We start from the raw sequence: 12,835 nt of genomic DNA on the forward strand, positions 1-12,835 counted from the left end.
AGGCCGGCAAGCGGCACGTGGCTCAGCGACGTTCAAAAGCTGTAGCTCGCGGTTGCCACCACGGTGCGGCGGTTGCCGGTGAAGCAGTCGCCACGCGACAGGCAGGTGGTGTAGTAGGTCTCGTCTTCCAGGTTGGTGGCGTTGAGGGTGAACGCCCAGTCCTGGTAGGCGTAGCCGAGCATGGCGTCGAACAGCGTCGTCGACGGCGTCTTCAGGCTGTCGGTGCCATCCCAGCTGGCACCGACGTAACGCACGCCAGCGCCGGCGCTGAAGCCGGGGATGCCGGCGATGCTGAAGCGGTGCTGCGACCATAGCGAGGCCATGTGTTCGGGCACACTGGCGATGCGCTTGCCCTGCTGGGCAGATGGGCCCTTGACCACTTCGCTGTCGAGGTAGGTGTAGGTGCTGATCAGATCCCAGTTGGAGTTCATCTCCACCAGCCCTTCAAGCTCTAGTCCCTTGACCCGCGCTTCGCCTGCCTGAATGGTGCTGAGCGGGTTCGCCGGGTTCGGCATCTGGCGATTCTTCTCGCGCAGATCGAACACCGCTGCAGTGAGCAGCGTGTTGCTGCCTGCCGGCTGGTACTTCACACCGAGTTCCCACTGCTCGCCCTCGAGCGGCTTGTAGGACTGCTGAGTGAAGTTGTCCAGCCCGATAATCGGCGTAAAGGACTCGCTGTAGCTGATGTAGGGCGCCACCCCATTGTCGAACAGATAGGTCAGGCCCACCCGGCCGGTCACAGCATCGTCCTTCTGCCGGGTGCCCTGCTCGACGCGGGTGTCGGCCCAGTCCTTGCGCAGGCCCAGAGTTGCCAGCCACTTGTCGAGACGGATCTGGTCCTGAACATAGAGGCCCTGCTGCGCAACGCGCTGCTGCGGGACATCGGAAAGCGTAATGCCGGATGGGTCGAAGGTGCCGTACACCGGATCGTAGAGATCCAGCGGGGTGGCGGTTCCGCGGGCGGTCTTGCTATCGGTGACGGCGTGCCGGTAGTCGATACCGACCAGCGCGGTGTGCTGCAGCGGGCCGGTATCGAAGCGCGATTCGGCCTGATGGTCGGCGCTCCAGATGGTCACCTCCGGCTTGGAAATGGACCAGACACGATTGACCGTGCGGTCGTCGGCACCGAGCACCGGCGGCCAGCCATACATGGTCTGGTAGCTGACCTTGCTCTTCTGCCAGCGCAGGTTCTGCCGCAGCGTCCAGGTGTCGTCGACACGCCAGGCCATCTGCGAGGTCAGTGCTTTCTGCTCGGTGTCATATTCGTCGAAGCCGGGTTCGCTGACGAAGCGCTCGCTGCCAATCTCGCCGTAGGGTGCGCTGAGTACCGTGCCGCGGTGCGGCAGGAAGGAGCTGGTGGTGCCGCTATCGTCTTTCTGCACGTTGGCCATCAGCGTCCATTCGAACTGCTCGTTCGGGCGCCAGGTCAATGACGGCATGAACACCAGACGGTTGTCCTTCGTGTGATCGACCTGGGTCTGGCTGTCGCGCTGGATTGCCACGACGCGATAGAGCAACGTGCCGTCTTCATCCAGCGGACCGGTGCTGTCGAAGGCGATCTGCTTGCGGTCGAAGCTGCCGTACTGCAACTGCAGCTCGCTCTTCTGTTCCGCCTGCGGACGCTTGCTGACGAAGTTGAGCAAGCCGCCGACCGAACTCTGCCCATAGAGCATGGACGACGGTCCTTTGATTACCTCGACGCGCTCCAGGGTGAACGGATCGGTGCGTGAGTTCGTATAGAAACCCACGCTCTGCTGCAGGCCATCCAAGAAGAGTGTTGGCGCGACACCGCGGATCAGCGCGAAGTCGCCGCGACTGTCCAGACCATAGGCCTCGCCACGCATGCCGGCGACATAGCGCAGTGAGTCCTGAATGGTCAGCGAGCCCTGGTCGCGAATGCGGTCGGCAGTGATCACGCTGATCGACTGCGGGGTTTCGATGATCGGTGTGTCGGTCTTGGTGGCGCCGACGCTGCGCTTGGCGACATAACCTTCGACCGGGCCATTGCCCTGCTCGACTTCACGTGGCGCGGTGATCTGTTGTGCCTCCAGCTCGACCGCTTCCTCAGCGTCGACAGCAAAGCAGGCGACCAGCACCGGCAGGCCCAACACCAGCGGGCGCAACGAAAACGGGGGCGAAGCGACAACGCGACTCATGAGTGCTACCTTGTTGTTTGATGAGAACGCGCATGATATTGATAAATGTTCCCATTTAGAAGATAGCAGTTACCAATCTCCTGCGATTGCAGGGCAATAGCACTCGCTGCGAGTTCGACGCAGCGGGAACGCTCCGGCTCAGGTGATGGGCGCTGGGTTGAACAGCACGATGTCATTGTGCAGCCGATGGCGCTCTGCCCAGGTCTGCTTGCGGCCGCTGGCGACGTCCAGGTAATAGTGGAACAGCTCCCAGCCGAGTTCCTCGATGCTCGCGCGGCCACTGGCGATGCGCCCGGCGTCGATATCGATCAGGTCCGGCCAGCGCTCGGCCAGCTCAGTACGCGTCGCCACCTTGACCACCGGCGCCATGGCCAGGCCGTACGGCGTGCCACGACCGGTGGTGAACACGTGCAGGTTCATCCCGGCAGCCAGCTGCAGCGTGCCGCAGACGAAATCGGATGCGGGGGTGGCGCAGAAGATCAGGCCCTTTCGCGCGACCCGCTCACCCGGCCCGACCACGCCGTTGATGGCGCCGCTGCCGGATTTGACGATGGAGCCGAGGGATTTCTCGACGATATTCGACAGCCCGCCCTTCTTGTTGCCCGGCGTGGTGTTGGCGCTGCGGTCGGCGGCGCCGCGCTCCAGGTAGCGGTCGTACCAGTCCATCTCGGCGATCAGCGCATCGGCGACTTCTGGCGTCTCGGCGCGAGCGGTGAGCATGTACACCGCATCGCGCACCTCGGTGTTCTCGCTGAACATAACCGTGGCCCCGGCGCGCACCAGCAGGTCCGCCGCATAGCCCAGCGCCGGGTTGGCGGTGATGCCGGAGAAGGCGTCGCTGCCGCCGCACTGCATGCCGAGGATCAGCTCGCTGGCCGGCACCGTTTCGCGTCGGCGCTGATTTAGCTTTTTCAGCCGCGTTTCGGCCAGCGCCATGATCTGCTCGATCATCTCGCCGAAACCGCTGTTGGACTCCTGCAGGCGGTACAGCCAGGGGTCGCGCAGGTCCACCGAGGGATCGCCCTCGTGCATCACCTGCTCGGCCTGCAGCTTCTCGCAGCCGAGGCTGATGACCAGCGCCTCGCCGCCCAGGTTGGGGTTGCGCGCCAGGTTGCGCACGGTGCGGATCGGGATGTAGGCGTCGCGGGCGTTGATCGCCACGCCGCAACCGTAACTGTGGGTCAGCGCGACCACGTCGTCGACGTTCGGGTATTTCGGCAGCAGCTCGTCGCGGATGCGCTTGACCGCGTGTTCCAGCACGCCGGTGACACACTGCACCGTGGTGCTGATGCCGAGGATGTTGCGCGTACCGACGGTGCCGTCGGCGTTGCGGTAGCCCTCGAAGGTGTAGCCGTCGAGCGGCTCGAGCGCAGCCGGCACGGCGGTGGCACGCGGCAGGCTGTCCAGCGGCGGTGCGCTGGGCATCTTCAACTGCGTTTCCTTGACCCAGCTACCGCAACGGATGGGTTCGAGCGCGTAACCGATGATCTGCCCGTAACGCCGCACCGGCTCGCCTATGCCGATGTCGACGAGCGCGACCTTGTGGCTCTGCGGCACGGCCTCGACGGTGACCAGGCCATCCTCGAAACGGGCGCCGACCGGCACGCCGCCGTCATTGACCACCACGGCCACGTTGTCCGCCTCGTGCAGGCGGATGCAGCGCGGGGAATCCTGGTGGGGAATCAGTTGCACGGTTTCGCTCATGTCTGCTCCGGTTAGGGTCCGGTTGTTGTTCTGCTCTTCGCATAGCCGCAGGGGATCACCGAAGCCATCTACCGAGAACGGCTTTGCGCATCACACCCTCCGTAGGGTGGACGGCCGAAGCCGTCCACCACGGGCGCAGCGCGCCTGCAACCGCGGCGTCTCAGCGCACCATGCAGGGCTTCTTGTTGTTGAAGGTCCAGTCGGGGATCAGGTACTGCATGGCGATGGCGTCGTCGCGGGCGCCCAGGCCTTTTTCCTTGTACAGCGCATGTGCCTTGCCCAGCGCATCCCAATCCAGCTCGACGCCTAGGCCCGGCTTCTGCGGCACCGCGACCTTGCCGCCAACGATCTTCAGCGGCTCGCGGGTCAGGTGCTGACCGTCCTGCCAGATCCAGTGGGTGTCGATGGCAGTGACGCGGCCCGGCGCGGCGGCGGCGACGTGGGTGAACATCGCCAGCGAAATATCGAAGTGATTGTTCGAGTGCGAACCCCAGGTCAGGCCGAAGTCGGCGCACATCTGCGCCACGCGCACGGAGCCGGCCATGGTCCAGAAGTGCGGGTCGGCCAGCGGAATGTCCACCGAGTGCAGCTGCACCGTGTGGCTCATCTGCCGCCAGTCGGTAGCGATCATGTTGGTCGCGGTGGGCAGGCCGGTGGCGCGGCGGAACTCGGCCATCACCTCGCGACCGGAGTAGCCGTTTTCGGCACCGCAGGGGTCTTCGGCATAGGCCAGCACGCCATGCAGATCGCGGCACAGCCCAATGGCCTCATCCAGCGACCAGGCGCCGTTGGGGTCCAGCGTCACGCGGGAGTCGGGGAAGCGTGCGGCCAGCGCGCGGATCGCCTCGACTTCTTCTTCACCGCGCAGCACGCCGCCCTTGAGCTTGAAGTCCTTGAAGCCGTAGCGCTCGTAGGCCGCCTCGGCCTGGCGGACGATGCTCTCCGGGGTCATCGCCTCCTCGTTGCGCAGGCGGAACCAGGCGTCATCGGCGCCGGATTCGTCGCGGTAGCCGAGGTCGGTCTTGTTGCGATCACCAATGAAGAACAGGTAACCGAGCATCTCGACCTCGTCGCGCTGCTGGCCGTCGCCGAGCAGTGCGGCGACCGGCACGTCCAGATGCTGGCCGAGCAGGTCGAGCAGCGCCGATTCCAGCGCGGTGACGGCGTGAATGGCGATGCGCAGATCGAAGGTCTGCAGGCCGCGGCCGCCAGAATCGCGGTCGGCGAAGGCGCGGCGCGCACGGTTGAGCAAGGCGTTGTACTGGCCGATCGGTTCGCCGACCAGCAGAGAGCGGGCGTCCTCCAGAGTCTGGCGGATGGCTTCGCCGCCCGGCACCTCGCCAACGCCGACGTGCCCGGCGCTGTCCTTGAGAACGAGAATGTTGCGGGTGAACCAGGGGCCGTGGGCGCCGCTGAGGTTCATCAGCATGCTGTCCTGCCCAGCGACGGGCACGACGGTGAGTTCGGTAATGCGGGGCGTGCCCGTTGCGGCAATGGTCATGGGTGTCCCTCTGTTGTTCTTGTCGGGGATGCGGCGCCCGCGCGGGGCGCCGTTACGCAGTTTCGCAGCGTGGCCTTTCGACCGGCTTTCACCTCAGCCGATGTAGGTGGTCTTCACCGTGGTGTAGAACTCCTGGGCGTAGCGGCCCTGCTCGCGCGGGCCGTAGGACGAGCCTTTGCGGCCGCCAAACGGCACGTGGTAATCCACCCCGGCGGTCGGCAGGTTGATCATCACCATGCCGGCCTGGGCGTGACGCTTGAAGTGGTTGGCGTGCTTCAGCGAGGTGGTGCAGATGCCGGCGGACAAACCGAACTCGGTGTCGTTGGCCATGGCCAGCGCCTCGTCGTAGTCCTTGACCTTCACCACGTTGGCCACCGGGCCGAAGATCTCTTCGCGGCTGACGCGCATGCTCGGGTTGCTGTCGACGAACAGTGTCGGCGCCAGGAAGTAGCCCTCGGTGCCGCACTTCACCCGCTCGCCACCGCAGGCCAGGCGTGCGCCTTCCTGCTTGCCGATCTCGATGTAGCGCAGGTCCTGCTCAAGCTGCGCCTCGGACACTACCGGACCGACGTCGACGCCCTGCTCCAGCGCCGGGCCGACCTTGATCTTCTTGATACGCTCGACCATCGCCTCGACGAAGCGGTCGTAGATGCCTTCGGTGACGATGATGCGGCTCGAGGCCGTGCAGCGCTGGCCGGTGGAATAGAAGGCGCTCTGGGTGCACAGCTCGACCGCGACTTTGAGGTCGGCATCGTCCAGCACGATCTGCGGGTTCTTGCCGCCCATCTCCAGCTGCACCTTGGCGCCGCGCGCCACGCAGGCCTGGGCGATGCCGCGACCGACACCCACCGAGCCGGTAAAGCTCACCGCGTCGACATCCCTGGCATTGACGATGGCTTCGCCGACTTCACGACCTCGGCCCATCACCAGGTTGAACACGCCGGCCGGGAAGCCAGCCCGGGAGATGATCTCGGCGATGGCCCAGGCGCAGCCCGGCACCAGGTCGGCCGGTTTGATCACCACGCAGTTGCCGAAGGCCAGCGCCGGGGCGATCTTCCAGGCGGGGATGGCGATGGGGAAGTTCCACGGTGTGATCAGGCCGATCACGCCGAGCGGTTCGCGAGTCACTTCCACACCGACCCCGGGGCGCACCGACTGCAGCGTCTCGCCGGCCTGGCGCAGGCATTCGCCGGCGAAGTACTTGAAGATGTTGCCGGCACGGGCGACTTCGCCGATGGCTTCCGGGAGGGTCTTGCCCTCTTCGCGGGCCAGCAGCGTGCCGAGCTCTTCACGGCGAGCGAGGATTTCCACGCCGACCTTTTCCAGCGCATCGGCGCGCGCCTGGATGCCGAAGGTGGCCCAGGCCGGAAAGGCGCGGCGGGCGGCGGCGATGGCCTGCTCGACCTGCCCGGCATCGGCCTGGGCGTATTCGCCGATCATGTCAGAGAGGTCGGACGGATTGGTGTTGGCCTGGTAGCGATCCGAGCCGACCCACTGGCCGTCGATGTAGTTGTCGTAGCGTTGTACGTCAGCCATGCAAAGTGTCCTCTGATGATGCCCGGCGCGGCCGTTCGGCAGCGCGGCGCCGGGACGATTCTGGGGAAGGCTTACTGGGCGCCCTGCTTCTCGATCAGCACCGCCAGGCGCTCGTATTCGTCGGGCTTCAGCTCGGTCAGCGGCGCGCGCACCGGGCCGGCGTCGTAGCCGGAAATGCGTGCGCCGGCCTTGACGATGCTGACCGCATAGCCCTTGCAGCGATTGCGAATGTCCAGGTACGGCAGGAAGAAATCGTCGATCAGCTTGCCGACAGTTTCGTGATCCTCGCGGGCGATGGCCTTGTAGAAGTCCATGGCGGTCTTCGGAATGAAGTTGAACACCGCCGAGGAATACACCGGCACGCCTAGCGCCTTGTAGGCCGCGGCATAGACTTCCGCGGTCGGCAGGCCACCGAGGTAGCTGAAACGCTCGCCGAGGCGGCGGCGGATCGACACCATCAGCTCGATGTCGCCCAGACCATCCTTGTAGCCGATGAGGTTCGGGCAGCGCTCAGCCAACTGCTCCAGATGCGTCGCGGTCAGGCGGCAAACGTTGCGGTTGTAGACCACCACGCCGATGTTCACCGACTTGCAGACCTGCTCGACATGCAGGGCGACGCCTTCCTGGCTCGCCTCGGTGAGGTAGTGCGGCAGCAGCAGCAGGCCCTTGGCCCCCAGGCGCTCGGCCTCCTGCGCCATCTGGATGGCCAGGCGGGTCGGGCCACCGACGCCGGCGAGAATCGGCACCGTGCCGGCGCAGGTATCCACGGCAGTCTTGATGATCTCGCTGTACTCGCGCGGCTCCAGCGAGAAGAACTCGCCGGTACCGCCGGCAGCGAACAGCGCCGAGGCACCGTAGGGACCGAGCCATTCCAGGCGCTTGACGTAGCCGGCGCGATTGAAGTCGCCCTGCGCGTCGAAGTCGGTGACCGGGAATGACAGCAGGCCGTAAGAGAGGATGGCCTTCAATTCTTGTGGGTTCATTATTCGAGCATCCTGAATGCATGTGGAGGAGGTACAAGGGCATCAGCCTTGAGATACGTTATCGTACAACTAAAAATACTCCAACCGTTTTTTCTGCGCATTTTCTTCAGCGCTGAAAGCTGACTGAAAGCTTTCTGCTTTTCACTCACCCGGCCAGGTTAATCACCATAAGGGCGGCAGCTTAAAAGGCATAAGCAGCTGCGGATGCCCCAGCCAAATGCACTGATGATTTCGTTTGACAGGTGACGTAGCGAACTGTAAAAACCCCACATAGTCGTACGACGACCTATAACCACAATAACAATAGCGAGGCCCCGGACATGTTCCGCAATTGCCCGTCCCCTGCGCAGCCGCTGGCTGCCGATAACGCCATCCGCCGCGCTGCCTCAGCAGATGCGCGCACAGCGCCCGCTCCGGTCGCTCGCCTCGCCTGCAGCGGAGGCCGCGCACAATGAGTCAGCCGTCCAGTGCAACGCCCCGTGTACAGAGCATGCAGGTCATACCCGTGGCCGGCTACGACAGCATGCTGCTCAATCTCTGCGGCGCCCACGCCCCCTACTTCACCCGCAACCTGGTCCTGCTCACCGACAATGCCGGCAACACCGGTATCGGCGAAGTACCCGGTGGCGAGGGTATCCGTCAGGCATTGGAGCGTAGCTGCCCGCTGGTCATCGGCCAGCCGATCGGCGCCTACAACCGGGTGCTCAACCGCCTGCGCGCGATGCTCGCCGGCAATGGCCGCGACACCCGCCACGAGGTGACCTCCGCAGCCGAGGCGGCGGTGCTCAAGCAGCCCCACGAGATCAACCTGCGCCTGGACAACGTGATAACCGCAGTCGAGGCCGCCCTGCTCGACCTGCTCGGCCAGCACCTCGACGTGCCGGTAGCCGAGCTGCTCGGCAGCGGCCAGCAGCGCGATGCCGTGCCGATGCTCGCCTACCTCTTCTATATAGGTGATCGCCAGCGCACCGACCTGCCCTATCTGGCCGGCACCGGCGAGGACTGGTACCACCTGCGCCACCAGCAGGCGCTGACCCCGGACGCCATCGTCCGCCTGGCCGAGGCCGCGCATGCGCGCTACGGCTTCGCCGACTTCAAGCTCAAGGGCGGGGTGATGCGCGGCGAGGAGGAGATGCAGGCCATCGCCGCGATCAAGGCGCGCTTCCCGGATGCCCGCGTCACCCTCGATCCTAACGGCGCCTGGTCGCTGGACGAGGCCATCACCCTGTGCAAGGGCCAGGGCCACCTGCTCGCCTACGCCGAAGACCCCTGCGGCCCGGAAAATGGCTACTCCGGCCGCGAGATCATGGCCGAGTTCAAGCGCGCCACCGGCATTCCCACTGCCACCAACATGGTTGCCACCGACTGGCGGCAGATGGGCCACTCGCTGCGCCTGGAGGCAGTCGACATCCCGCTGGCCGACCCGCATTTCTGGACCATGCAGGGCTCGGTGCGCCTGGCGCAGATGTGCGAGCAGTTCGGCCTGACCTGGGGTTCGCATTCGAACAACCACTTCGACGTCTCGCTGGCCATGTTCACCCACGCCGCGGCCGCCGCGCCGGGACGCATCACCGCCATCGACACCCACTGGATCTGGCAGGAAGGCCAGGAGCGCCTGACCCGAGAGCCGCTGCAGATCGTCGCCGGCCAGGTTCGCGTACCCGAGCGCCCGGGCCTGGGCATCGAGCCGGACATGGACCGGATCATGGCGGCTCACGAGCTTTACAAGAAGGTCGCCAGTGGTGCGCGTGACGACGCCATGGCGATGCGTTACCTGGTGCCTGGCTGGACCTATGACCCGAAGAAACCCAGCCTCGGCCGCAATACCTGATCCCGCAGCCCAAACCCGGAGAACTCCAATGAAAACAATATTCCGCGCCTCCCTGCTTTCTGCCCTCGTCGGCATTGCCGGCCTCGCCGCCTCCACCGCCATGGCGGCCGACGTGAAATGGCCGACCCGCCCCGTGCAGGTGGTGGTGATCGCCAACCCCGGCGGCGACACCGATTTCAACGCCCGCACCATGGCCAAGTACTTCAACCAGATCACCGGCAAGAGCATGGTGGTGACCAACATCGCCGGCGGCGGCGGCACCCTGGCCGCCGAACAGGTCAAGGGCGCGGCGGCGGATGGCAACACCATCCTCTTCACCCACCCCGGTCAGCTGATCGTCAACGAGGTCGCCGGCCTCACCGAGGACAGCTACGAGACCTTCGATGTGGCGTGCATCGCCGGGGTCGACAAGAGCACCGTGTTCGTCGCCTCCAAGCAGTCCGGCGTGACCAGCATGCAGGACCTGATCGCCAAGTCGAAGGCCGAGCCGGGCAGCATCACCTACGGCACCGAGATGGGCAGCTTCTCCCACGTGCAGGGGCTGATGCTGGAGAAGCTGACCGACACCAAGCTGAAGATGGTCGACGGCGGCACGGTTTCCGACCGCGTGGTGGGCATGCTCGGCGGACGCCTCGACCTCGGCGCGATCACCTACGGCTCGGTGCAGGACTACGTCAGCGGTGGGCAGATGGTCGCCCTCGGCCAGCCCAACGAGGAGCGCAACCCACTGCTCGGCGAGGTGCCGACACTCAAGGAGCAGGGCCTCGACATCACCATGGACAAGCCCTACGTGGTCGCTTTCCCGAAGGGCACCGATCCGGCGATCGTGAAGAAGATGGCCGACGTGATGAAGCAGATCACCGAAATCCCCGAGTACGCCGAGGAACTGAAGAAGTTCAAGCAGCCGGTGGCCTACTACGGCACCGAAGAGGCCAAGGCGATTCTGGCCAAGACCCGCGAGGACTTCATGCAGTTCAAGGACGAACTGCGTCAGGCCAAGAACTGATCCCTGACGTGTCGCCAGCCGGCCACGCCGGCTGGCTGTCTCTCCTCGCGCACGGAGGTTTGCCATGACCACTGCAAACAAGAAAGAACTGATCATCGGCGTGGCCATGCTCGGCGCCAGCATCGCCTATCTGGTGATGGCCTACCGCGTACCCGGCCACGACGGCATCGATGCCGCCACCGTCCCCACCCTGCTGGCCATCCTGCTCTGCCTGCTCGGGGCGCTGCAGACGCTCAGCGCCATCGGCAACCGCGCGCGGCCCGCGGCCGAGAGCGACGCCGACGCACCGGAGCAAACCAGCACCAGCGTCGTCGAGCCGCTGACCGTGCTGAAGACCCTCGGGCTCATCCTTATCTACGTGGTGCTGCTCGGCCCGGTGGGCTTTCCGATCATGACCGCGCTGTACCTCTACCTGCAGTTCATCGTCCTGACGCCCGTGAACCAAAAGGTCCGCCACCTGCCCTACGCGGCCATCGCGGTGGTCACGTCGGCCGTCATCTACCTGCTGTTCCGCGAGGCCTTCGATCTGTTGCTGCCCGCTGGCCTGCTGAATTTCTGAGGAATCGACCATGCTCGAATTACTGCAGCAAGGCTTCGGTGCCGTCTTCTCGCTCTACATCATGCTGCTGATGCTCGGCGGCGTCGCGGTCGGCATCGTCTTCGGCGCCGTGCCCGGCCTGTCGGCGACCATGGCAGTGGCGCTGTGCCTGCCACTGACCTTCACCATGGGGCCGCAAGCTGGCCTGTCGCTGCTCGTCGCACTGTTCATCGGCGCTACGTCCGGCGGGCTGATCTCGGCGATCCTGCTGAAGATTCCCGGTACGCCATCGTCCATCGCCACGGTGTTCGACGGCGGCCCGCTGATGGAGCAAGGCCTGGGCGTGAAGGCGCTCGGCGTCGGCATCGTGTTCTCCTTTCTCGGCACCATCTTCAGCATCATCGCGCTGATGTTCATCGCCCCGCAGCTGGCCAAGATCGCACTGAGCTTCGGCCCGCACGAATACTTCGCCATCGCGGTGTTCTCGCTGACGCTGATCGCCACCCTTTCCGCCGGCTCGATGGTCAAGGGGCTGTTCGCCGGCACGCTGGGCATCGCCGTATCCACCGTTGGCATCGCCCCGGTGGAAGCCGTACGCCGCTTTACCTTCGGCATCAGCGAACTGAACGGCGGCTTCTCCATGCTCACGGTGATGATCGGCATGTTCGCCGTGGCAGAGGTCATCAAGCTCGCCGAAACCGGCCGGCATGCCGTGCGCAGCAAGGCCGGTTCGGTGAGCATGAAAGACATCAAAGGCTTCGGCTTCTCGCTCAAGGAGTTCCGCCAGGAGCTGCCCAACGCCAGTCGCTCCGGTCTGATCGGCCTGGCGGTGGGCATTCTCCCGGGGATCGGTGCCGGCACCTCCAATCTGCTCTCCTACATCGTCGCGAAGAAGCGCGCCAAGCAGCCGGAAACCTACGGCAAGGGCAACATCGGTGGCGTGGTCGCCAGCGAGACCGCGAACAATGCCGGCATCGGCGGCGCGATGATGCCGCTGATGACCCTGGGCATTCCCGGCGACACCACCACGGCGATCCTGCTCGGCGGCTTCCTGATCCACGGCATCCAGCCCGGCCCGCTGCTGTTCATCAGCCAGGGGCCGCTGGTCTACACCATCTTCGCCGCGCTGCTGGTGGCCTCGGTGATGATGCTGTTCATGGAGTTCTACGGCCTACGCCTGTTCATCAAGCTGCTCGACGTGCCCAAGCACATCCTGCTGCCGATCATCCTGGTGCTCTGTGTGGTCGGTGCGTTCGGCCTCTCCAGCCGGCTGTTCGATGTCTGGTCGATCCTGCTGTTCGGTGTGCTTGGCTATGCCTTCGTCAAGGCGGGCATGCCGGTCGCGCCCTTCATCATCGGCTTCATCCTCGGGCCGATGGCGGAGACCAATCTGCGCCGCGGCCTGATGCTCTCCGACGGCAACTTCGCCTCGTTCTTCACCAACCCCATCGCCGCGACCTTTCTCGGGCTGGCCCTGGCCTTCGTGCTCTGGCAGCTGTACAGCGCGATGCGGCCACGGAGCGGCGTGCTCGGTCAGGTGCTACGCACCTGAAGCTGCGCCCCTCTGCGCCAGCAGAGGG

The 12,835-nt window shown here is 65.2% G+C and carries 9 protein-coding genes; 4 read left to right on the top strand and 5 right to left on the bottom strand.

The genetic code is table 11. From position 1 onward, the window contains the following. Positions 1-32: 32 nt before the first annotated feature. From F753_RS35770 to kdgD, 5 genes are all read right to left on the bottom strand, one after another. On the bottom strand, positions 33-2,156 hold the full coding sequence (locus F753_RS35770) for a TonB-dependent siderophore receptor (protein WP_031297629.1): 2,124 nt from the start codon (positions 2,154-2,156) through the stop codon (positions 33-35). 138 nt (positions 2,157-2,294) lie between these two features. Further along, complete coding sequence (garD, locus tag F753_RS35775; RefSeq protein ID WP_031297630.1) at positions 2,295-3,848, bottom strand: galactarate dehydratase; 1,554 nt, start codon at positions 3,846-3,848, stop codon at positions 2,295-2,297. A 172-nt stretch (positions 3,849-4,020) separates the two neighbouring features. Next, positions 4,021-5,361 carry a glucarate dehydratase gene (gene gudD / locus F753_RS35780; protein WP_023445239.1) on the bottom strand — a complete coding sequence of 447 codons (1,341 nt, stop codon included), beginning with the start codon at positions 5,359-5,361 and terminating at the stop codon, positions 4,021-4,023. A gap of 93 nt (positions 5,362-5,454) precedes the next feature. Next, entirely contained in the window at positions 5,455-6,897 is a 1,443-nt protein-coding gene (locus F753_RS35785) for an aldehyde dehydrogenase family protein (RefSeq protein WP_023445240.1), read from the bottom strand. A 71-nt stretch (positions 6,898-6,968) separates the two neighbouring features. Further along, on the bottom strand, positions 6,969-7,880 hold the full coding sequence (kdgD, locus tag F753_RS35790; RefSeq protein WP_023445241.1) for a 5-dehydro-4-deoxyglucarate dehydratase: 912 nt from the start codon (positions 7,878-7,880) through the stop codon (positions 6,969-6,971). A 451-nt stretch (positions 7,881-8,331) separates the two neighbouring features. Here kdgD and F753_RS35795 point away from each other — a divergent pair, with 451 nt between their 5' ends. The 4 genes from F753_RS35795 (at position 8,332) to F753_RS35810 (ending at position 12,807) form a co-directional block, all read left to right on the top strand. After that, positions 8,332-9,711, top strand: a complete 1,380-nt coding sequence (locus F753_RS35795; RefSeq protein WP_031297632.1) for an enolase C-terminal domain-like protein — start codon at positions 8,332-8,334, stop codon at positions 9,709-9,711. A 28-nt stretch (positions 9,712-9,739) separates the two neighbouring features. Continuing rightward, positions 9,740-10,717, top strand: coding sequence for a tripartite tricarboxylate transporter substrate binding protein (locus F753_RS35800; RefSeq protein WP_023445243.1), 978 nt, complete (start codon positions 9,740-9,742; stop codon positions 10,715-10,717). A 64-nt stretch (positions 10,718-10,781) separates the two neighbouring features. Further along, positions 10,782-11,276 carry a tripartite tricarboxylate transporter TctB family protein gene (locus tag F753_RS35805; protein WP_023445244.1) on the top strand — a complete coding sequence of 165 codons (495 nt, stop codon included), beginning with the start codon at positions 10,782-10,784 and terminating at the stop codon, positions 11,274-11,276. Positions 11,277-11,286: 10 nt separating this feature from the next. After that, complete coding sequence (locus F753_RS35810) at positions 11,287-12,807, top strand: tripartite tricarboxylate transporter permease (RefSeq protein WP_023445245.1); 1,521 nt, start codon at positions 11,287-11,289, stop codon at positions 12,805-12,807. Positions 12,808-12,835: the final 28 nt, after the last annotated feature.

The organism is Stutzerimonas chloritidismutans AW-1 (genome assembly GCF_000495915.1).
GTDB classification, from domain to species: domain Bacteria; phylum Pseudomonadota; class Gammaproteobacteria; order Pseudomonadales; family Pseudomonadaceae; genus Stutzerimonas; species Stutzerimonas chloritidismutans.